We start from the raw sequence: 21,331 nt of genomic DNA, 5'->3' as shown, positions 1-21,331 counted from the left end.
GATAACTGGATCCCAAAGTCTGGCCTTTTGCTATCCGTACCCTTCGTCAATCCGCACCAGCGCTTCCTCAACCAGCCGTGCGTCATCCTCGGTCTTCGCCATTTCGAGCGCAGTTCGGCCGGCAAACTGCTTGTGCGGCATGACCAGCCACCGGATCGCCTTATCCTGCTCCCGGAAGACGGCTATCGCCTGCGCGACTATTTTCGCGAGACGTGTCGCAAGGAGTAACGTGCCACGGGACTCGTCTTGCTCGCCGAACAGCAGTGGATTCATCTGGTCCACAGTTACCCGCACGTCGGGTCGGGAAACGACGCCCTTCAAGGCTTCAATCACGTTATCCGTTGCGGACGGCGGATCGACCCGCAGCCATGACCCGAGCGTATCGCGGAGACACTGCTGACAAAGGTCAATGCTCAGGTGGGCACCGTCGCCAAAAACCGAGCCAAAGCCGCCGCGCCAGTCGAGCGACACTTTTTCATACCACTCCCCCTGGTCATCATCGGGCGACATGCGCTGGCTGCAGCGGTCGCATGTGCAGGCGGCGATCTCCTGCACCATCCTGTCACGGTATTCGCGCATGACCTACTCCCTTTCTGTAAGCGTGCGGCGGGTGCAGGTCGCTTTGCTGACATTCGCAAACAGGTGCCGGTGAATGTCAGCTTTCGCTAAATGTGAATGAGTCTTCCCGACCCGATCCGGCCGTTGGATTCCGCACCAGCTTAACGGCAGCTTTCGAGGGTTGAACTGCCGTTCCTGCTGCCGCGGCGACCGACACACTCCCCGCCTGAAGAGGTGCGAGCAGGCTTTGAGTGCATGCGCCAATACCGGTTTGTCTTTCGAAACGCGCTGCTACCATTAGGCTGTGTTGTGCGGTATGGCGGCTTTCGCGCCTTGCCTGGTCGCAACAAACTGCGTTCCGCGACAACGACTTTCCACGAACCATGTTTCCGGAGGGTTCATGTCGCGTCATTCGTCCAGACTGGCGATCCAGTCGCCCCCAACCCCACGCAATGGGCTGTGCTTTACGCTGGCGTATGCCGGCGCGGCACGCATCGCGCCTCGGTCGCGGCCTGCCGCGTGGAACCGTGTTCTGCGCCCGCTGCCGCTTGCGCTATGGGTGCAGCTCGCGCTCGCCGCGTGGTGTGTGCCGATGGCCCACGCGGCCGGACCACTGCCGCAGGGCGGCACCTTCGTCCGGGGCCAGGGCGCGATGACGAGCGGCACCACTTCGCTGACGATCGACCAGTCCTCGTCCCGCGGCGTGATCGACTGGCACAGCTTCTCGATTGGCAACGGCAACACTGTCGCCTTCAACAACGGGTCGGGCGCGACGCTGAACCGTGTAACGGGCGGCGATCCGTCATCGATTCTCGGCAAGCTCACCGCCACCGGCAGCCTCTACCTGATCAATCCGCAAGGCATCCTCGTGGGGCCCTCGGGCGTGGTCAGCACGGGCGGACGTTTCGTCGCGTCCACCCTGGATATCTGCAACGACGCCTTCATCAACGGCGGCGCTGCACTGACGCTGTCGGGCAAGTCGGCCGCGAGCGTGATCAACCTCGGCAGGATCAGTTCCAGCGGAGGCGATGTGTTCCTGATCGCGCGTCAGGCAGTCATCAACGCGGGTACGGTCAAAGCGCCCAGCGGCACGGTGGAACTGGCGGCCGGCGAGACGGTGCTGTTACAGGACTCGGCCAGCAGCAGACAGGTGTTCGTGCAGGCGGGCAGTCACGGCACGGTCGTCAACGAGGGGCGCGTCAAGGCCGCGCAGGTCAGTCTTCAGGCTGCCGATGGGAACGTCTATGCGCTCGCGGGCGGTGGCACGCGCATCCGCGCAATGGGTACGACAACGCGCGATGGCCACGTCTGGCTGGTCGCGGACAGCGGCCTCGTCAGGCAGCAAGGCAAGATCGCGGCAACGAATGCGGACGGCAGCGGCGGCACGGTCGACACGCAGGCGGCGCAGCTGGCGTTCGGCAGGCACGCAGCCGTTCGCGCCGGCCAGTGGAACATATCGACGCCTGCTTTCGCTATCGACCGCGCCGCTGCAGGCACGCTTCGACGCAGCCTCAACGCGGGCACGTCAGTGGGCGTCATGACGACGGGCATCAACGGCGCGACCGGTGATCTGGATATCGCATCGAACCTGAACTGGCACGGTCCCGCATCGCTCACGCTCGCGGCATACCACAACGTGTCGATCACGAAGGGCACGACGATCGCGAATAATGGCGCGGGCAATCTGACCTTGCGCGCGGACGCATCGGGCATCGACAACGGCGGAAGCATAGCCAACCATGGCACGATCGACTGGTCCGCCAGCACGGGCTCCGTCAGCGCACTTTACGACATGAATGGCAGCTACAGCCCGGGCATCGTCCTGACCAACAATGCATGGAGCGCCGCGCCATACAGCGGGCTACTGACGCAAGTAACCGGCTACAGGCTGGTCAATTCACTGACCGATTTGCAGAACGTGTCGCTGGATCTGGCCGGCATCTATGCGCTCGGCAAGGATATCGATGCAAGTGCGACGAATGCCTTCGGCGGAGTCACGTTCATTTCAATAGGCAATGCGACCACGCCTTTCTCCGGTCAATTCGATGGCATGGGCCATGTAGTAAATAATTTCGGTCAGAGTGAGCAAGGTGCGGTTTTGCCGGCAGTCGGACTGTTCGGAGTGATCGGTCCGACAGGAGTCGTTCGCAATGTCGGCATGACGAACGCCTATTTCATCGCCGCGTTTAGGAGTGTCCCATACGGCATTCTGGCCGGTCAGAACCAGGGCCTGATTACCTACGCGTATACCAGCGGCCGCCGGGAGGGAGGCCCGTTCGAGGGTCCGATGGTCGGCGGTCTGGTGGGGCGCAATGAGGGCCTGATCGAACGGTCGTCGAGCAGCGCGACGATTGGTACGGGAGGTGTGCTTGGCGGGCTCGTCGGCGCCAACTACGGCACCATTAACCAATCCTACACAAACGGCGATGTCTCGCCGGATATCCATGGCTTTGGGGGCGGCCTGGTGGGCAACAACTACGGCACTGTGTCGCAATCCTACGCGACGGGCGTCACCTTTGGGTCTTTCGCGGCCAGCGGGTTGGTCTTCGCGAATGCCGGCGTGGTCGAACAGTCGTTCGCATCCGGCGAGGTTCGAGGCTTGTGTTGCGGCCAACCCAATCCTCCAGGCGCCGCTTACGGCGGCATCGCGTCCTCAAATGAAGGGACGATCGCCACGAACGTCTACTGGGACAAGGAGACAACCACACGAACGGTAAGCGCGGGGAGTGGCACGCAACTACCTGCGGCGAACGGCCTGACAACTGCCCAGATGAGCAACCCGTCCAGCTTCGACGCGTCGTGGGACTTCAGCCCGACCGGTGCGTGGGTCATGCCGGCCGGGGCGACGCATCCAATCCTGCGCTGGCAACTGGCCCGGTAGGCGCTGCTGAGAACCCGCGCGGCCGGCACGAGCCGGCTCCGCCGCGTCACTCGGTGGCATCTCAATGGCAGCTCTTTGGGGGAGGAACCGCCGTCCGAATGTCTGCCTGAACACGCGTGCAACTGTCCGAAGGTGGCCGGCAAGAGGCCGCACGCGGTGATGGGTCAATCTCGGCTGGCAGGGCCCCGGATATGGCAGCCAGCGGACTTGCAATGGTGATGGTCCGCTATCACTATTGCGTGTACTGGGCTACAGATGCTTTTTGAGCTTCGGATAAGGACGGACGCCGTGAGTATTCTCTGCCGAGTCCAGATTGCCGCAACGATTTCCGGGGTTGTCACCGGATGCGTGTCGCAGCCAATCGGCCCGGCGGTAGCTGTGAAGCCGGGGCGCGACAAGCCATTCACCGTCTTTCTGCGGGACGATGCGCAGTGCAAACAGTATGCGAGAGAGCAGCTGGCGCGCGGCGTGGACACCCGCGCTCAGAGCGATGCCAACGTGTCACGGGCACAACTGAATGTGCAGCAAAGATACTATCTCGCGTACCTGGAATGCATGCGCGCGAAGGGAAATGAGGTGTCAGACGGTGCAGCGCCAACTACGCAGTCTGAATAGGCGATCTTCAATATGTTGTACTTTCCCAAGTGCATCGGTTACGAGCCCATGCAATTTTCTGGGAAGACTTCCTTCAGCTTTTTGACAAGCGGCCTTGTTGCAAAGGAATTTCTTGACAAATCAATGCATTGCGACATATTTCAGGCCGCGCGATGCGAAGTGACACCTTTAATTCGGACAGAGGCGAATTGACGATTTTATTTCGTTCGGACTGGAAATAAAATCCTCATCTCGCGCTGTCAGATCCATTGCAGCGACTTGATTTGCATAAGGCGACTTGGCGGCCGAAATACAGCCATTGAGATAAGAAGAATCTTTATCGCCATGTCCCTGCGACCGTGTAACCTGGACCCAGTCAGGCCGGGCTGTCGAACGGACGATGCCGGCGACGGCGACCGGCTCAAGTCGACCCATCTGTGCCGTTCGGACATTGGTCTGCTCAACGTCAGCTTCCAGTTTGGTTCGAGACGATCGCACTGTCGCGCATCCAGTGAATAAAGCGCTGTGATGGAGCAATGAGCCAGGTGCAGGCGTTGGTTTCCTCGCGACCGACAAATCAGGCTTCGGGCATCCAACGGTTTTGCCAGGCGAGCGCGTGCCGGCTGAAGCTCATCCTCCCATTCAACTTACTTGCCTGGCGAGCGGTGACAGTCTTTTGTCCGCCGTCGGCGGGCGCACGGCCCACTATTGAATCAATCTGCGGCGTCAAAACCAAACGACTCACGCGTGGTGCGCGGCGCTGCCTCGCGGTTCGATCCGTGCGGGAGGACAAAGTGTCGCGCTCTATTGAAAAGTGGTTAAGCCAAAGCCGGGTAATCGCCGCGCTTATGCTGATGCTTATGCTGATGCTGACGTTATCGTTTGTGACCAATGCCGCGCACGCGGTTTTTCCCGAGGCCGCTGCTGTACCCGCTGCAGCCTCCGTTGGACAGTCGGTTGCGTGCCAACCCACTTTCACGACCAAGCCGCAGCCGACGCTACCAAAGCATTTTACCGAGCACACTTTGTACAGTGGCTGTCTCAACCAGCCGACGGCGATAAGCTTTAGTCGGGACAAGACTCAAGTTTTCGTCGCCGAAAAAGGGGGCAAGGTTTGGAAATGTGATTTGTCGTCAACCCCTACCTGCTTGTTATTTGCCGACCTGAGCGGCGAAGTCTGCAATGACGCCGACCGGGGACTGCTCGGGCTTGCAGTCGATCCTCGGAACGATGGCAATGTCTACGTGCTTTACACCACGCCACCTGCTGCAGGGGCGTGCAGCGGAAACGTCCTTACCCACGGCCAACTTTCCCTTTTGACAGGGACGAGCGAAACGAAGATCCTGCCCGCCGCAGGGTCAAGCAACCAGACCTGGTGTTTCTTCTATACGTCTCACAGTATTGGCGCCCTGGCCTTCGGCTCCGATAACAAAACGCTTTATGTCAGCGCCGGCGACGGCGCAAGCTTCGACCGGGTAGATTACGGGCAGTTGGATAGCGCTTGCGGCGATGGCACGAATCTGCCCCAGGGGGCGTTTCGCAGTCAGGGCGTGTCGACTGTTCGGCCTTACAGCGATGGCGTTATTCTACGGATGACGAACCCAGGCACGATAACCCAAAGCGTTGCCGTGGTTGCAAACGGTCTGCGCAATCCTTTCCGCTTCGCCCGCGTGCCCGGCACGGGTGTGCGCGTCACGGATGACCTGTATATCGGCAATGTGGGTTGGAACACCTGGGAGGCCATCGATCACGTCAGGGTTGCCGGCCGTAACTTAAACGGCCGTAACTTAAACTTTGGATGGCCATGCTATGAAGGATGGAACCCCAATAACGACTTCGGTGTAGCTCGCCAACCTGAGTACCGGTCCTTCCCGGCCGCTCCTAGCAAGTACTGCAGCGGGAAAAGCGGCATCGTTAGCGGAACGGATGTCACCCCGCCGTTCTTTGCGTACGCTCATCAGGATTACGTTACGCCCGAGGACAGCAGGGGAAGGACCTGCGGCGGCAAGCCGTCCGGCGGAGGGCCGGACCAGAACGGCAGCGTGCTCTCAGCCATTGGGTTCACTGACGGCACGAGCACGACCTATCCCACTCAGTTTAAGAACGCCCTGTACTTTGGCGATCTTCTCCGGAAATGCATCTGGACAATGCAGCCTCCGGACAACACGCCTCAGACGTTTGCGAAGGGTCTGCAAGGAGGACCGGTGGATTTGAAAGCTGGTCAGAACGGAGACCTTTTCTACGTGGACCTTGTTACCAGTACGGTGAGGCGAATTACGCACAAGTAGCACGGGGATTTCTGCGGCCCCGTCTCGGCGGCAGCTTCAGCGGAATGACCGTTTGGTGGGACGGAGCTGACATCTGAGCGTCCGAGCGACGGTCGGGCGAATGACGCTTTCTGGCCGAATACCGCCGAAAGCGCCAGAGCCTCGTCTATCGGTAACACGATCGAGTCGCGTCAGCCAGGCATTTTTGATATGCCTCTTGGCAATCCTGCGCGCACCTTCTCTGTTGTTCCGCTACGTAATCAGGTTGACCTGTCCGGCCGGGGGATGTGCACTGACATCGTGCCAGTGTGGAATTACACGCGCTGATCTGTACGGATACGCAGCGGCGATCGATTTCGGCATGCGAATTGAGAGAACGCGCTCCCAGGACAAAAAGCATTGAGATGACGACCAGGCTGCGCATATTCGTCTCCCGCCACACAGTCGACTGTATGGCATCCCGCTTATCAGCGGGTCTAACTCAGATCCATGCGGCATCTTACCTTCCAAATTCGCTCGACAGACAACGGCGAGAGAAGCCTCTATTGCGTTTCCCGTGGAATGTCTTCATACGCGGTCGCCCCAGTTGCCAGGCAGGCTTGTCCAGAATTCGTCAGCGTTTGTCGCAATTTGTTGCCCGGTGCTCGCGTCGGGCTGAAACGTGCGTTGGCAGCAGGGCGCCTGCCGTTCCAGCCGCTCTGGGGGCGACGGATGGATGACCGTTCATGGCCCGCTACTGCCCGATGCGGTCGGCCGTAGCCAACCCTGAAGAGACGCTCGACTTTCTACGAAGCGGACGGTCGCGTGAGCGGACGCGGAGTCTTCGTAGCCAGCGGGAGCCGACACTTACCACAAATTCACGATGACAGCGCTCGTAGTACGACTTGTGCGCATTCCTCAGGCGTAGCTTCGCTGGTGTCGACCGTGACGCCGTAGGTCATCCCCGTATGCACCTTGTCGTATTGCCATCTAGCTAAACCGACAAGCCGATCACCTCGTTGCCGTTCTCGTTCCTCAAGCACGTGGAGCGGACAGTGGACGCCAACAGTGATTAGCTGGAATGGCTCGAACAGGCGAACATAATCATTTTTTTCATCTCCAAGAAGAACCTCATCAACTATAAGGTTGTTCCCGTTAGATGCCAGTGCAACGATAGCGTGTCGCATACCCCGCATGGCGCGTTGGGCAACCGTACCGCTGTGTATTGATACGACCTTGTGTCCTTCCACGGTCGACGACGCGAAGGTGAATCCATCGGGATCGTCGAGGTAACGAGTCGGTAGCATCGCTAGAAACGCGTCCATCTGGACATGCAAAAACGCGTCCCCGGACGCTGCCTGCAGAGCGCGGGCCAAAGAGGTCTTGCCTGAGCTGCCCACGCCGTTTAGCAAGATGATTTTGGTTGTCTGCATTGACATCAGCGTATGTTTCAATTGGCGAATGATACAGGTCCGCATTGTCAACGGTCGACGCATAGTCGCAGAGAGTTCACTGCTGGGCACCGGATCTGTTAACAGCGGAGAGGTCGCGAGTAAACGGCGACCAACAGCCGCATCATTCGCCGACGATGTAGCAGACTGAATCTAATGTCCCTGTTTGGTCGGTTCCCGGCTTATAAGCGTGGCATAAGCCATCCGTCTAGGCGGCTGGATGGTTCCTCCGAAGGCCGTGCGTACTTCCCGTCGATCAAGCCTAAAGCTCGTTGATAGCGAGTTACCTGGAGGGGGCGCAACCGTTGGCCGCAACGCGGCGAACTGCTGGCCGCCCGGTCAATTCATGTACCGCGGTGAAGAATTCGAACCCTTTGTCATTCTCACGCGTCACGCGAAAGCCCAGTTTGCGATGGAAGGCGATAGATAATCGGTTGGTCTTGTACACGTGACTCTTCAGCTCGACAATCCCTCGGTCGATCGCCAGCGCGGCTACCTTCGCGAGCAGTTCGGTTATAACGGCATAGGTTCGGTACAGGGGATGTATAGCAAATGCGCCAACGAACCAGCACACTCCCGATTCCGGCCGAAGCATCGCGTAAGCAACGAGATTGCCGTCCCGCCGCACTGAGCACACTTCATTCACCTCCAACGACTTCTGCAACTGCACCCGCTGCTCGTCTACGTCGAAGGTATCACCAGCCTGCTCTGTGTGTTCGCGTAACGTAAGAGCGTCAAGCGCGAGAAGTTCGTCAACAGACGGCAACATGTCAGGAGATAAGCGCAAGAGAAAGAGATTGCAATAGCGTACTTCGAATCAAAATTGTCGCCGATCCTTGACGGCTTACTGACGGACCGCCCGTGGCCGACTGATGCCCTAAACGAAGCGGCTTGAAATGTAAGCTTCAAAAGGACCACTGACTAGCCTCAGATACCTTCAGCCGCAGGAAGCGCACGCTCCATCACTATCGCTTGCCCAACAAAATCCATCGCTGGTTTGCGAAGCAGCTCAATGAAGCCCTCGCGCTCCCAGAAGGCGAGCGCCCGAGGGTTTGTGTCGATGACGGCAATGCGCAAGGCGCGGCATTGCCAACTTATGCCGATTGCCTCAGCCCGACGCAGAACCTGTGGACCAAAGCCCCGCCCCTGCGATCCTTCCTGGAACAGCAACAGGCCGATGAAAGCGATGTCGGTCTCCGGGTAGCCCCGCACCATCTCAAGACATCCGACCGGTTCGGCATCGAGAGCAATCTCGTAGACGGACTTATCCGAGTGGTCCTTGCCTGGCGGCAGCGCATCCAGCACCTCAATGGCGGCGTCCGGAGTGGGCAACTTCCCCTCGACGGCCAAGCTATAACCAGGAGCAGCTTCCAGCACGGCTTGCAGCCGGTCTACGTCGTTTGGTACCTGACGGTCGATCAGGCGTAGCGTAGGTGTGGACATGGTCGTGGCGGTTTCGGGGATGTGCGCGGCATCGATTGTCGACTATCGGAGAGCGAATGTCGAATGACCGCAGTTGGCCGGGTGCCGGCTCATGCGATCGGCATACGTGCTTCGCTCTTGCACGGCTGCGTTTGGCAGCACGCGATCCGGAAGTGCCAGTCGTTTATGTCGAAAGCGGACCGTCAGACGCCTGCTGAATCTCGACGCCTAGTATGCGCCGACGGATCGCTACAACGATTAATGCAACGGTGACGACGAGAACCAAAGGTGCCGGTATGCCGCGACGCAGGTTTCATCGGGCGCTCTGTCGGAGGTAAGCCAAACAGATTGAATAGCCCAGGCATCGTCAAGAGTTGGGTCCTTCACTGCGTCATCAAACGTTCCCGCGCCTCCGACACATGGGATAAACCAGGAGGGCATAAAAGGTCTTGCCGCGAAGCCAGCGTCAGTTCGCGTTAGCAGCACAGCAACGCCGACTTTTTCAGATGGGCGCCAGGGGAAAATCAGGCGCCCTTGCGGTCGAAGCGCGAGCAGCCATGATCGTGGCAAAACTTTGACACCAGCATTAACGTATATCAGGTCGGACGAAGGGACTGGCAGCGTTGTCGCATCGCCATGCGTCACACTCACGCCTTCGAACGCTCGCAAGTTGTCGCGCGCCTTCTCAGCTAGGGCGGGGTCGATCTCAAAAGCTTCGACACGCCCTCCCGGAACCACGAGCGCAGACAATATCGCGGTGTAATACCCGGCTCCAATGCCGATATGGGAGACAGTGTCGCCGCTCTTGGGGCTTGTCGCGCCGATCCAGGCGGCATGAAGAAACGGCTCGCCGTTGTTGATTCCTTTCGTCGCGTCAAGCGCAATTAAGGCGTTCTGGTAAAGATAAGCCGGGTCGTCGCTCGGCGTTTCGAAATAGCGATTATCTACCATGACTTTCCACGGACCGGGAGGCAGAAAAGCTTCTCGTGGAACAAGTTCAAAAACCCTTTCGAGTCGAGGATCAATGGACTTGCTGGCAGCAGCCATAAGCTTCGCGTGAAATGCTCGAATTTCAGCTACGTCGGCTCTTTTATTGAAGTTCATTTAATCCTCGTCGAAGTTAGTGCCATGGAGTGCATGGTTGCCCCAGGCAGCGTGCATTTTCAACGCTCCCGACAGAACTTAGAGAAGAGAGCCCTCTAGATTGTCGTCGATGTAGGCTGTCCCTTCATGGCCGTTCACTGCCTCATGCGCCGGGGTGCGCAGCCTTAACCTAGCAAAGCTTATGTCTTTCCACCAAAAAACGAACTAGTCGTGGCAAATGCAAAGCTCGAATTCGTGGCCGTCGGGACTCGCCAGTACCATGCTCTTCATTGTTTCGTTATTTAAGCCATCAAGGACAACTGTTGCACCGTGAGCCTTTGCACGGTTCAGAAACGTATGCAATCCAGATACATCGAATTCGAACACGGGCACGCATCCGCTACCGGCGAACTCGTCGCCAAAATCATTCAACAATAACGCGAAGCGGACTTCACCTAGAGAAAATTCCGTCCACCTTTCCGACTTACGACTCGGCGAGCAATCTAATACGGTTTCCCAGAACGCAGTGGCCCGCTCCATGTCCTTCACTTTCAAATACGTGGTTCTGATTCGCATAGATGCCCTCAGACAGGTTCAAAAGCCGGCAGATTATTAGACGCTCAAAACTGGCGAGACAAACGATTGTCCACGATCTACGTCATATCGTCGAGTGGCCGAAACTGGGCCGGCTTCTGCCCGATGACGCCACATGCAAACTGCCGGGCGTCCAACCCCACCTGGCGTAGCAGCTGAACCCCTAATGCCACGAAAGCTGGATGCGGTCGGGCGGTTGTGGCCGGCGGGTCGTCCGGCGACAATTCTCCCCCCTCGCTGCAAGGCTGCAGTAACGGCAGTTAGCGTGGGAAAACGGCTAGGCAAGCGCCGGCCACCGTCTGGACATCACAGATTGGCGGCAGAACGACCGCGCTGTCGCAGTTGATACGACTCAGCCAAGAGCGGCGATCGTCCATGACACGAGCGGCCTGCTGTGGCGCTCTGGATCCGCAGTCGCCGCCTCAGTTGCCGCGAAGCGACCCTTATCCGTGCCCTGTCACGAACTTTTTCGTCGCGTGATAGCCGTGCCTTGTTGCATCGGCAACAGCATGGCCGGCCTCCTTCGCACCGTGGCCGACCGCGTGCGCGGCATCGCGCACAGCATGCCCGCTCTTCTTTACTGCCGTCTTGACATCGTTCTTGAACTCGTGGGCACCTGTAGCCAGGCTCGCATGCGCCAGCGGGCTGAGCACGGCCAACACGAACAGAATGATCGAAATTCTCGTCTTCTTCATCACTTTTGTTTTCCCACATAAGATTGGTGCGCACGATAGTCAGCCGGACAAGCGGGCGGGCGCGGTCATACTGGATGCGAGCGGCGTTCTCAAGCTCCGGGCAGCCGGGATGCCACCCGGTCGACATCTAACGGCAAAGATCTCCGCTCAGATACGCAGCCACTGGCGCTGTCAGTCCGAAGCCATGCAATTCCTCCGGCGTTGCCAGATGCGCGGCGACAATCTCGCGATTATCGATCCGCAGCTCGGGTAGGCGATCGAGGTGTAGTTCGAAGAAATGCACCCGGTCTCGTCGTCCGTCCCAGGCGCCGCAGACGCTGCCCACCGGGAGCAATGTGTACGACGACAGACCAATTTCCTCTTCCATTTCGCGCTGCGCGGCTGCCTCGGGCGTCTCTCCGGGATGGACACTTCCTCCCGGAAGATTCCAAGCGGTCCGGTACGATGCTTTCACGAGCAACAGCGACTGCCCGACATAGATTGCGACAAGCGCCCCCTGATGGCTGGGTCGTCGAAGGTGCCACCAGACACGAGCAAGCGGATATCCGATGCGAAGTGCCATACGCCAGACAAAGTCGATGATCATGGAACCGTAGTTTAGGCAGCGTTTGATCTTGCTCAGGATAGCGATTGTCGGCAATTCCGAGGCGTATGTCGACCGGCGTCGATGGCCGACCGCTGCCGATCACGCGTACCTGGCTTGCCATCAGCTTTTAGAACTTGAGGAACAAATCGTCGATCGAATACGGTAATGCCAGTTCGGGCATTTCGTGCCTTTTGAAATACCGGGTGTCCTTGGTTTCGGTGTCGGTAGGAATTCCGGAACCGCCAGTGATCTTGCACTGAAACAACGTCGCAACGTATTCAACCTGATCGCCATTGGGATACGTGTACCGGAATGCTCGGCCGCCGAAGACGCCGAGAATGCCATGAATGCGGATGGCGTATCCGGTCTCTTCCATCACCTCCCGGGCAATTGCTTCTTGGGGGCTTTCACCCAGTTCAATTCCCCCAGCTGGCAAACTCCAAGCCTCATCCGAAGATTTCTCTTGCAAGAGAAGTCTGCCCTCGTGATCGTGAATCACGGCCCCAACCGACGGGCTCAGTATCAAACCATTACCGACCTTCTGTCTCAACCAACCGATGTAGCTCTCGTCATTCAAAATGCCACCCGCATAGGAAAGTCGAACCGTTGAGATGGAAAACCGAACCTCGGCATCGGAGGCGATTGTCGCGGATCTGAACGGCCTTGTCGAACGGCCGAAAGTGGCCGAACGCAGGCCGACGGCGAACGCACCAAACCGACCCACAAGCGACAGCCGGGCATCTCCAGAGCGGCCGCTCGCCCGCGTGCGATTTCACGACGGCTTGCAGGTAGCGGCTCAGCCAGCTTTCCATGTCGGGGATCGGGCAACTGCCACTTCGCATCCGATATGATTGCCCGGCCTCACGTTCCAAGATTGCCTCGCCGAACGCAGGATACGTGGCTGCGAATTCACCTGCAGCATCCGTCACGGTCGTCATGAGTTCAGAGTCTGGCCATTCGCACTCCGGCGCCTTGCCACCGCCGAAAGGCATCGATAGATGCGCGTGTAGTGGATCGCAGGGAGGCTCTGCGAATCATCTTCGATCGGCAACTCCTCACACTGACACCCCATGTATCAACTGCAGGATGAAGTTGGATAGCCTGCGCTACCTAAGCGTGGGTGCCGGACCGCGCCTACTCGTACTCAGATGCGGCAAGACAACTTCCTCTAACTGCGCCTCGCTCAACCTCGTTGGATTCCTTTGTCGTGCTTGCTTCTCGCCATGTCCAGCGACAAAGCACATCGGGTTACATCTTTACTACGGGAACCGCACTGCTCAACCGAAGCGCGTACGGGCATTTCTGGATCTCGCCTTCGCCCGCCTGCATGACTGCAATGACTACGTGCTCACCGACAAAGAGGTTGCGCGGTTTAAGTCGCGACCGAAGAGTTCCGGCCGCCCTCGGTAGCGTTCTCAGTCTGTTCGGCACGGATGTCGCGCCCCTTTGCCGTGCGACCGAACCCGGATGCAAAGCGGGCATTGGCCGGCATCGATCGAAGGTCGGCAGTGGGTCGTCAAGACACGTTCACCGTTCCCGGAAGCCGACGTTCGACAGCATCTCATCGCGAACGACAGCAACGCGGTGTACTGCAGCCGCACGGCGGCTGAACAGTGAGCGTCGGCTATGGCCGATTCGCTTCCATCGGGCATCCGGCAGGTCCTGAAGTGACCCGGCCATTGGGTGACAGCTTTCTCAGTCGCGCGAACGACAACTCGCGGCCGGGCCCCGTCCTCTGAAGTCCGTTGGCAAGCGCCTGCCGCATCCCGGGTACCGGTCGTTCAACCGTGGGTCTGCGAGTCAGCGAGTATGTGCCGCAAGGTCGACATGTTCAATGCCGACCGCATGGGCGGGTCAGGTTTTCCGGCGCACCGCCCCGATCCGCGCGAATGTCCGCAGCGTTTCAAATAGAGAAATTGTTAGGTTGTGAGCGGCTGCCAGTCTTACCGTTAGGTATCCAAAAAAGGAAGGTGCGTTGGGTCTGCGCCCTTCTGGCACATAGAACGCGACTTCAAGCGAGGGAGGTCACGCCGGCACCCGCCCGGTCGGGCCCCCAAAGAATGCGAAGTTTGTCGCCAATGTCGGGAATATTCTTGCCGCCCACGCTGGTCTCGGTGACAAGTCGATGTGCGGTCGCACGGCACTGGGAAAGCGTCTCGTGCAATCGCGGTTCAGCCTGCACGGCGGCGACGACCTTCTCGAGTTCAGAGGGGGACTGGCTCAACAGGGCAGGAACTACCTCTTCTGGCGGTATCAAAGAGCCGTTACTCAGAAGCTGAGCGGTCCAGTCGCATCCGTAGAGCAGCGCGCGGCGCTCACTCCTTTGTGCTTCTTCCTGGTCCAGCGCGGCAAGACTGTGCCGGTTCTTGTGAAGCGAAGTGCGCCAGGTCGCAAGGATGTCATTGCGCAGTCTTGCAATTGCTTCACCAAGTGCCGCATTCTGCCCGCCCGCCGCGAGGCACCGTTCTTCGAGTCTGTCGACATAGTCCCGATAGCCCTCGAGGAACGATTGCCAGTTCAACGGGAGCTCTGCCGTCTGGAAGAACGAGTCGCTGAGATCGCCAAGCTCGTTGCTGATCTCATGCAGTGCTCGGGCATCCGCAAGCCGTGACTCATAGACGTCGTCAGCCGTCACCATTTGGCGATGCAGGGGAAAGAGCGGGTTGCTGTGGCGGCGTTGCAGGTGTCGCTCGGCAGCGCCGGGATGGGTGCTCCATTTCCAGTTGGGCAGCGATTTCGCATCGAACTCGACCGCGTCTATCATCGGTCGGAACATCGCCAGTGCCCCTTCGGTCGCATGACGAAAGCAGTCAGCGAGCTTGTAGTCATTGCCCTGCAGACTGCCGCTCTCGTCTCCAGCGTAAGGCGATTCGGGCGAGAGGCGCAGGAAGCCGGTGGCCAGAAAAAATTCCATTGGGAGCTCCACCGGGAGACCCTCCAGCCGGAACCTGCGTTCCCCGGAGGAAATTCCCTCGACAGAATGCGCGAGGCGGTTTTCGAGGTCGAGGAGCGCATCGATTTTGTCGCCGGACGACGGCTGCGCTGCCTCAGCGAGCAGGCCGAAGGACTCACGGGCCATTCGTGCCGCAATAGTGCCGTGCTTCTCCGCAAAGAGCCAGAACCAGAGGGCAAGCTGATATCCTCGAACGCCGTTTCGGAGGACTGGTTCGACGTCGGGCATGAATGTGATGCCAGGGGCGGCCCACCCTGCGAACGGTGCTGAACCGCCGCCCAGGTACATGCCCAGAAGTTGCTGTATCGACTGATGTGTATCGCTGGGCCAGCTCCGCGTCCCGTCTTGCCGCTTCCCGGTTTTCCACAGTCTCCAGGCCATCCTGAACCTCGCAACGTGTGCGTTATGCACGCTGCAACGATACTTGCACACTCGGCCGGGGCCGTAAACCGGCGGCGGCCCGTGTTCTTCCGGGACAGTTCGGCGCGATCCTTGCGGCGTGAGCGGACTTGCAGCATATGCGAACGCTGACGCCGTATCGCGCCGGGGCTTCGGCCCGTGCGTACATTTCCGCCCAGCAGAGCTGACGCGCCAAATGCCAGCATCGCCTCATTTATAATCAGAAAGTCAGCACACCAATGATCGCATGGAGCCTACTTTATGAGTCAACCCCGCGGACGATATGCGGGATCTCGGGACAGCGGCCAGCGCCAACCTCGTCACGTGAAGCAATCCCAGTCCAACCGGCAGAGACAACCGTACGTCAATGCACCTGCCCGGGACTCCGCCCAGACTGCCTCCATTTTCAAAACCCGGTCGTTCCAGTTTCTGGTCGATACGGTGGGTGCAGAGAATATCGCCCTGGGGCTTGGATCAAACATGGCGCGAGTGGCCGAACTGACGAAGGGCGAGAAGTTCACGCCGGAGACCGCCTTTCACATGGAAACCACGCTTGGATTGCCTCACGGTTTCTTTGACCAGCCCCATCCTGCGCTCGCGCCCGAAACCATCGCCCGCCTGAAATCACCGCTCGACTTCGTTCAAACCGACGACGAACCGGAAGCAGTGTCGGAAACACCTGAACCGGATTTCGCCCTGAGCGGCGGCCAACAACCCTATCCTGAAACCAGTTTGTCCGAGGAAGCGCAAATGCCGAAGAAAGCAACGGGCGGGTCGCCCAAGGCCGTCAGGAATAGCCGAAGCCAGATGGGCGAACAGTCTGCCCCTCATGCGCCGCGAAAAGGCTCGCCTTCGAAACAGCGGATATCTGCTGCAACAACCCAACAGCAACCCCTGGCCTTGGACGACAGCGGCGAGGTAGAAAACATCCGGCGCGCCAACCTCCACATTCTCACGGGTCGCAACGGATCGAAAGCAAGACTGGGTGTAGTCATGGCGATGAGCGGATCCGACATGGCCCATCGGCTATATGGCAAGAAACGTCTGGACAATGTCGAAGCAAACCGTTTCACGGAGCGACTTGGTTTGCCCGCTGGCTGGCTGGACACGCCGCGCTCCGAAGCCGAGATCCCGGAGCCGGTGTCGCATTTGCTCACGCCGGCCTCCCGCGGCCGTGCATCCGTTGAACAGGATGAGCCGCTCGCGGCTGCGACGAAGGATGGCGTGCCAGTGAAGCCAGCCGATGCGAAGGCGCACACTGGGCGCGCGCGGGCGGGCGTCCGGACAAAGCCGGAAAACGCCTCACCCGTTCCGGCGGATGTCGCAGAAGAAAAGCCAGCGGCCGTCGTCAGCCAGCAGGGTCATGTCAATAATGTTCCTGACGAGCCTGCCCGTCGCGCATCTGAAGAACGTGATGGCGAACTCCCGGCAGCCGCACCAGCAACCCCGGAGTCGCTCCCAGTCACTGCAATCTCGCAGCGCAATCCGGTGCCGCTCCCCTTCCCTTCCGTGACCAGTCTGGATAATCTTCACGGCATAGAACCGATCGCCGAAGCATTGATCAAGACGCTGGCAGGTAAGGCGCGCACGGGTCGACTGGACGAACTGAAGGCGCTGCAGCTTTTGCAGCAGGCAGTCCTCTTGTGAGTCGGTGGTAGCGTGCCACGACCTGTTCTGCAATGACGCATGAAGCGCATCGGGGTAGCCTGGCCCCGGCGCGCGAAGAATCGCCCTGTTCCCGACCGACGGTAGACTGCGCATCCCGTCCTCGAGGACAACGCAACACGCCGACGCCCGGCTCTGTGGCTCAATGGTCTAGAAATTGCCGTAGCTTGTCGGCACGCCCCGGGTGCATCAGTTTTCGGATCGCCTTGCTTTCGATCTGCCGGATCCGTTCGCGCGTCAGGTCGAACTGTTTGCCCAGCTCCTCGAGCGTATGGTCGGACGTGGTATCGATCCCGAAACGCATCCGTAGCACCTTCGCCTCACGCGGCGACAGCGCATCGAGCGCCTCATCGATTGCGGCGCGCAGTTTCGCCTGCACGGCCGCGTCCGCAGGCGATGCCGCCATCGGATCTTCGATCATGTCGCCAAGCGTCGCGTCGGCGTCCTCGCCCACCGGCGTCTCGAGCGACACGGGCTGCCTTGCGACCTTCAACATGCCGCGAACCTTCTCTTCCGGCAATTCCATGCGCTGTGCCAGCGCCGCAGGCTGAGCCTCGTGCCCGGTCTGCTGGAGAATCTCGCGTGAAATCCGGTTGAGCTTGTTGATCGACTCGATCATATGCACTGGCACGCGAATCGTGCGCGCCTGATCCGCAAGCGAACGCGTGACGGCTTGCCGTACCCACCAGGTTGCGTAGGTCGAGAACTTCCAGCCGCGTCGATATTCGAATTTGTCGACCGCTTTCATCAGGCCGATATTGCCTTCCTGAATCAGATCCAGAAAATGCATGCCGCGGTTCACGTACTTCTTCGCAATGGAGATCACAAGACGCAGGTTCGCCTCGATCATCTCGCGCTTCGCCTGCCGCATTTTCGACTCGGCCGCCATCATCTGCCGGTTGATCTTTTTCAACTCTTGCAGCGGCAGCCCGGCGTTCGCTTCGATATCGATCAGCTTCTCCTGTTCGGCCTGAATCGCAGGCAGACTGCGTTCGAGCGCGGCGCCATACGCGCGCGACGCCGCGGCCGTGCGTGCAGTCCAGCCACAATCGGTTTCGTGGCCCGGAAAGGACTCGACGAAATTCTCGCGCGGCATCCCGCAGCGGTCGACGGCGATCTGTAAAACACGCCGCTCCACCGCGCGCACCTGCGCGACCTGTTGCTGCACGTCGGCACACAACCGATCGATGGTTCGCGCCGTGAAGCGGATGGGCGCCAGTTCGCGCTGGATCGCTGCGCTTATGCGCGCGAAGGCCGCCCGGCCCTGGCCTTGCTCGGCCCCGGCACGCGGAATCTGATTGAACAGTTCGCGCACTCGTGAAAATATCGCGAGGCTGTCGGTCGTGAGCTGTTTCAGACGCGCTGCGTTCGCCTTCGACGGATCGTCCTCTCCAGGCTCGCTGCCTTCATCGCCTTCGTCATCCTCGACGGTTTCGGCGACCCTATCCGGTGCGTCGGCGGAGTCGTCGTTGAGACCATCAACCAGTTCGTCAATGCGCAGTTCACCGGCCTCGATCTGCTCAACACTCGCAAGGATCGTGTGGACAGTCGCCTGTCGGGCGTTCGTCGCGGGACTGCGCCTAGTCGGTCCGCGGCAACCTCGCGCTGATATCGGGAGTCTGGACGCCCTGCTCACGCGAGAAGACGGCGACCATGTTGCGAGGCTGGTCACGGCCGTTTATTCGGTAACGCCGCATCGTTATGCTCAAGCTGTGCCGAACAGGTTGACGCCTCGTCCCAACATGAGGGCTCGCGAGCCGCAAAGGGCAGCCCGGGCCATCGGGTCGCCGACTCGAACTCCGCCAAAGGGATGTCGCCGCCCGACAGTTGCTCGACCGGCTGGTCGTCTTCCGGTGACCTTTAGCGTACAAATGACAGCAAGCGGTCACGGTTTCACCCCTCAGTCACCGCCCAACCGATTAGCTTCTGGCGCAGGCCCAGGATTTGCGCGCTCAAGTGTCTGAAGTTCGTCGTTGACGGTGAATCATGAAGACGCGCGCAATCACCTACGTACAGTGTCCATGCGGACACGCTGGATCGATCATTGAAAGCTTTGGCGACGAGTCGACGTCCGGAGGGTGGTACCTCAGTTGCCTGCGCGATCTCAGCCATGGCGGCAATTATGACGGGCTCGATCCGCTGTTCGCGGACACAACGCCGGCCTGCCCGATGTGCGGACGGTCCCTGTCTCCGGAACACGTCGTGGAGCGTGGCGAGCGTCTTCCCGCAACACTGACTTAACCGGATCCGCGGCAGCCTTGAACGCCGATGTGCTCCCTTGCGTTCAACGGAAACGTCGTGACACGCTCTATCGCGACGGAGACCGACAGCATTCGCTCAAGTGTAGAAAGCATGCACACCGCACGCATGAAGCTGACGTCGCAGACGCCGCCGGGAAGCGGCGCCAGCAGGGAAAATTCACCGTTGCTCGCGGGCCTATCGTTTAGGCCCTTTCATACTTTCCGACTCGATCGCGGCATTCCGCTCCTCGTCCGCTTCAATGGGTTCCATCGCTTCGTCAATGGAGGCCATTGCACGCTCGGCGGCAGCTTTCATTTCGTCTGTCGGGACATCGGGTTCGTCGTTGCCGTCACCCGGCGGCTGTAGCATGTCCTTGAGCATCGCACCCAGTTCCGGGGTGTCCCATGGGAGGCCACGCTGGGTTCGGCCCTTTATGTAGTGTCTCACTTCCGCGTCCTGCTCCGCGGTAAGCGGTAACCCGCGAAAGGTGCTTTCAGGGTCATCGTGCGTCATGGCATTCTCCTGACACTTCCATGACTGTGAGTGTAGCCCCATTGCCCCATCGTGACAGCGTTACTCCTGTGTGCGCTATGGAGGCGTGTCTGCCGCAACGGCAGCTGAGACTCAGGGCCAGCATCGCGCATCGATGACTTGCCACGGCATTGTCAAGTTGACGACGCGGGCATGTACCAATGCAGTACGAGTAGGATTCCTGTTGATTAGCGAGCGATGTCAGTCGGCTCAGTAGCGGTCCACTGGAACCAGCTGGCCAGGCGTGCCCGCAGTTGTGAGCGATGGTCACCCGCACTCATCCTGTGCTGGGGTAGCGCGAAGTGCTGACGGATCGGGCCGAAGTTCGACAGAAAGCGCTGCGTGCGCCGCGGGTCACGGAAACCCTGCATCTGACGCTCACGCCGGCGCGTCGGCTGGTGGCTGTTCTCCACACGATTATTGACCCGAGCCGAGGCCTTCACGAAGACGTGCTTCACATCGGCCAGCTGCAGCAACTCGGCCTTTGCCGCCGGATAGCTGCTCAGCTGGTCGGTGACAATCTTCCGGGGCACCGGGTGCGAGCGCAGCATCTTTCTGAAGAAGCGCCTTGCCGCAGTCTTGTCACGGCGCTTTTGCAGCAGCACGTCCAGTTCGACGCCGTGCTGATCCACTGCACGCCACAGCACGTACGGCTTACCGCGCAGTTTGACGAACAGCTCATCGAGATGCCACGTCGTGCCCGGCCGCGGCCGGACCGCTTTCACCTGGTAGGCAAACATCGCGCCGAACCGTTCGCACCAGTTGCGCACCGACTCGTAGCTGACCACGACGCCGCGCTCGAGCAGCAATTCCTCGATGTCGCGCAGGCTCAGGTTGAAACGGTGGTACCAGCGTACCGCGCAACTGATAACTGCGGCTGGAAAACGGAAGCCGTGATACGGCGAGGGGTTCTTCTTCATCCCCCATTCTACCCAGCGCGGCCTCCAAGTTGACATTGCCGCCTATGGCGACGAAGTTCGCGCGGAAGAACGGAATGACCAGGAGTTGGGCATTCAGTCGGTGCCGACTATTATCTTCAACCGTCGATATCTGGTGACGGGAGGACAACCTGTGGAGGAGTTCGTGAAGGCTATCGAGCAGGTTTTGGCTGAAGCGTAGGCGGTGACGGCGTCGATGCAAAGGTCGGTTAGACGGGGACTTGTGGTTCGAGCGCTACGAAATAGCGGACGCCATTCTCTTTGGCGACTGACGCGAACTGGTTTCGATCGATCGAAAATCCGGCCGCCGATACTCCTGATGAAAGTCGCCGCATACGGCACGTCGCGGCATGCGCTGCCTTGACGCCTCCGTTGATTGCTTCACTGTCGGGCCGAAACCGTGCCTCGCCCATTTGCGCGCCGCAGCAAACCGCAGTGGCAGATACGGCTTTCGCGCGGGCGTCAAACTCAATGCGGTCTATCATAAAGAAATA

The 21,331-nt window shown here is 59.7% G+C and carries 17 protein-coding genes and 1 pseudogene; 5 read left to right on the top strand and 13 right to left on the bottom strand.

The genetic code is table 11. The annotated features are described in order from the left end of the window. Positions 1-30: 30 nt before the first annotated feature. Entirely contained in the window at positions 31-579 is a 549-nt protein-coding gene (locus B0G69_RS22320) for an MbcA/ParS/Xre antitoxin family protein (RefSeq protein WP_121319894.1), read from the bottom strand. A gap of 571 nt (positions 580-1,150) precedes the next feature. Here B0G69_RS22320 and B0G69_RS22315 point away from each other — a divergent pair. The 3 genes from B0G69_RS22315 (at position 1,151) to B0G69_RS22305 (ending at position 6,321) form a co-directional block, all read left to right on the top strand. Continuing rightward, a complete protein-coding gene (locus B0G69_RS22315; RefSeq protein WP_121323822.1) occupies positions 1,151-3,439 on the top strand; it encodes a filamentous hemagglutinin N-terminal domain-containing protein in 2,289 nt (762 codons plus the stop codon). Between the two features lie 288 nt (positions 3,440-3,727). Beyond that, a complete protein-coding gene (locus B0G69_RS22310) occupies positions 3,728-4,054 on the top strand; it encodes a hypothetical protein (protein ID WP_147440756.1) in 327 nt (108 codons plus the stop codon). Between the two features lie 515 nt (positions 4,055-4,569). Next, positions 4,570-6,321 (top strand): PQQ-dependent sugar dehydrogenase, encoded by a 1,752-nt coding sequence (locus tag B0G69_RS22305; RefSeq protein ID WP_241991435.1) that lies wholly within the window; start codon positions 4,570-4,572, stop codon positions 6,319-6,321. 836 nt (positions 6,322-7,157) lie between these two features. Here B0G69_RS22305 and B0G69_RS22300 read toward each other — a convergent pair. The 9 genes from B0G69_RS22300 to B0G69_RS22255 form a co-directional block, all read right to left on the bottom strand. Beyond that, positions 7,158-7,712, bottom strand: coding sequence for an AAA family ATPase (locus B0G69_RS22300; protein ID WP_121323820.1), 555 nt, complete (start codon positions 7,710-7,712; stop codon positions 7,158-7,160). Between the two features lie 301 nt (positions 7,713-8,013). Further along, positions 8,014-8,499 (bottom strand): GNAT family N-acetyltransferase, encoded by a 486-nt coding sequence (locus tag B0G69_RS22295; RefSeq protein WP_121321074.1) that lies wholly within the window; start codon positions 8,497-8,499, stop codon positions 8,014-8,016. A gap of 158 nt (positions 8,500-8,657) precedes the next feature. After that, complete coding sequence (locus B0G69_RS22290) at positions 8,658-9,173, bottom strand: GNAT family N-acetyltransferase (RefSeq protein WP_121321072.1); 516 nt, start codon at positions 9,171-9,173, stop codon at positions 8,658-8,660. A gap of 237 nt (positions 9,174-9,410) precedes the next feature. Continuing rightward, positions 9,411-10,256 carry a methyltransferase domain-containing protein gene (locus B0G69_RS22285; RefSeq protein ID WP_121321070.1) on the bottom strand — a complete coding sequence of 282 codons (846 nt, stop codon included), beginning with the start codon at positions 10,254-10,256 and terminating at the stop codon, positions 9,411-9,413. A 204-nt stretch (positions 10,257-10,460) separates the two neighbouring features. Continuing rightward, positions 10,461-10,784, bottom strand: coding sequence for a VOC family protein (locus B0G69_RS22280; RefSeq protein WP_241991541.1), 324 nt, complete (start codon positions 10,782-10,784; stop codon positions 10,461-10,463). Between the two features lie 488 nt (positions 10,785-11,272). Then, positions 11,273-11,524 carry a hypothetical protein gene (locus B0G69_RS22275; RefSeq protein ID WP_121321066.1) on the bottom strand — a complete coding sequence of 84 codons (252 nt, stop codon included), beginning with the start codon at positions 11,522-11,524 and terminating at the stop codon, positions 11,273-11,275. Positions 11,525-11,651: 127 nt separating this feature from the next. Further along, positions 11,652-12,110 (bottom strand): NUDIX hydrolase, encoded by a 459-nt coding sequence (locus B0G69_RS22270; protein ID WP_121321064.1) that lies wholly within the window; start codon positions 12,108-12,110, stop codon positions 11,652-11,654. Positions 12,111-12,237: 127 nt separating this feature from the next. Further along, positions 12,238-12,834, bottom strand: a complete 597-nt coding sequence (locus B0G69_RS22265; protein WP_241991434.1) for an NUDIX domain-containing protein — start codon at positions 12,832-12,834, stop codon at positions 12,238-12,240. Between the two features lie 1,287 nt (positions 12,835-14,121). Further along, positions 14,122-15,291 (bottom strand): tryptophan leader peptide, encoded by a 1,170-nt coding sequence (locus B0G69_RS22255; RefSeq protein ID WP_241991433.1) that lies wholly within the window; start codon positions 15,289-15,291, stop codon positions 14,122-14,124. Positions 15,292-15,723: 432 nt separating this feature from the next. Between B0G69_RS22255 and B0G69_RS22250 the strand changes: the two genes are divergently transcribed. After that, positions 15,724-17,109: a hypothetical protein gene (locus B0G69_RS22250; RefSeq protein ID WP_121321060.1), complete on the top strand. Its 1,386-nt coding sequence runs from the start codon at positions 15,724-15,726 to the stop codon at positions 17,107-17,109. A gap of 160 nt (positions 17,110-17,269) precedes the next feature. Here B0G69_RS22250 and rpoD read toward each other — a convergent pair whose 3' ends face one another. The 3 genes from rpoD to B0G69_RS22235 all read right to left on the bottom strand — a co-directional run bounded on the left by rpoD (position 17,270) and on the right by B0G69_RS22235 (position 20,819). Then, entirely contained in the window at positions 17,270-18,799 is a 1,530-nt protein-coding gene (gene rpoD / locus B0G69_RS22245) for an RNA polymerase sigma factor RpoD (protein WP_241991432.1), read from the bottom strand. Positions 18,800-19,563: 764 nt separating this feature from the next. Continuing rightward, positions 19,564-19,881, bottom strand: coding sequence for a hypothetical protein (locus B0G69_RS22240; RefSeq protein WP_121321058.1), 318 nt, complete (start codon positions 19,879-19,881; stop codon positions 19,564-19,566). A 206-nt stretch (positions 19,882-20,087) separates the two neighbouring features. Beyond that, on the bottom strand, positions 20,088-20,819 hold the full coding sequence (locus B0G69_RS22235) for an IS6 family transposase (RefSeq protein WP_121321056.1): 732 nt from the start codon (positions 20,817-20,819) through the stop codon (positions 20,088-20,090). A gap of 43 nt (positions 20,820-20,862) precedes the next feature. Here B0G69_RS22235 and B0G69_RS22230 point away from each other — a divergent pair. Continuing rightward, positions 20,863-21,018, top strand: a pseudogene (locus B0G69_RS22230) (DsbA family oxidoreductase); the annotation flags it as partial. Between the last annotated feature and the right edge of the window lie 313 nt (positions 21,019-21,331).

The organism is Paraburkholderia sp. RAU2J (assembly GCF_003634845.1).
In the GTDB taxonomy this organism is placed as follows: domain Bacteria; phylum Pseudomonadota; class Gammaproteobacteria; order Burkholderiales; family Burkholderiaceae; genus Paraburkholderia; species Paraburkholderia fynbosensis.
Note: the sequence above shows the minus strand (reverse complement) of the source record. Positions and strands in the feature narration are given on the sequence as shown.

Excerpts from the sequence above, each read along its gene's own strand:
- B0G69_RS22285 (WP_121321070.1), bottom strand. The coding sequence starts at position 10,256 with ATGAACTTCAATAAAAGAGCCGACGTAGCTGAAATTCGAGCATTTCAC.
- B0G69_RS22275 (WP_121321066.1), bottom strand. The coding sequence starts at position 11,524 with ATGAAGAAGACGAGAATTTCGATCATTCTGTTCGTGTTGGCCGTGCTC.
- B0G69_RS22290 (WP_121321072.1), bottom strand. The coding sequence starts at position 9,173 with ATGTCCACACCTACGCTACGCCTGATCGACCGTCAGGTACCAAACGAC.
- B0G69_RS22250 (WP_121321060.1), top strand. The coding sequence starts at position 15,724 with ATGAGTCAACCCCGCGGACGATATGCGGGATCTCGGGACAGCGGCCAG.
- B0G69_RS22255 (WP_241991433.1), bottom strand. The coding sequence starts at position 15,291 with ATGCCCGACGTCGAACCAGTCCTCCGAAACGGCGTTCGAGGATATCAG.
- B0G69_RS22235 (WP_121321056.1), bottom strand. The coding sequence starts at position 20,819 with ATGAAGAAGAACCCCTCGCCGTATCACGGCTTCCGTTTTCCAGCCGCA.
- B0G69_RS22315 (WP_121323822.1), top strand. The coding sequence starts at position 1,151 with ATGGCCCACGCGGCCGGACCACTGCCGCAGGGCGGCACCTTCGTCCGG.
- B0G69_RS22320 (WP_121319894.1), bottom strand. The coding sequence starts at position 579 with ATGCGCGAATACCGTGACAGGATGGTGCAGGAGATCGCCGCCTGCACA.
- B0G69_RS22300 (WP_121323820.1), bottom strand. The coding sequence starts at position 7,712 with ATGCAGACAACCAAAATCATCTTGCTAAACGGCGTGGGCAGCTCAGGC.
- B0G69_RS22240 (WP_121321058.1), bottom strand. The coding sequence starts at position 19,881 with ATGACGCACGATGACCCTGAAAGCACCTTTCGCGGGTTACCGCTTACC.
- B0G69_RS22295 (WP_121321074.1), bottom strand. The coding sequence starts at position 8,499 with ATGTTGCCGTCTGTTGACGAACTTCTCGCGCTTGACGCTCTTACGTTA.
- B0G69_RS22305 (WP_241991435.1), top strand. The coding sequence starts at position 4,570 with ATGAGCCAGGTGCAGGCGTTGGTTTCCTCGCGACCGACAAATCAGGCT.
- B0G69_RS22270 (WP_121321064.1), bottom strand. The coding sequence starts at position 12,110 with ATGATCATCGACTTTGTCTGGCGTATGGCACTTCGCATCGGATATCCG.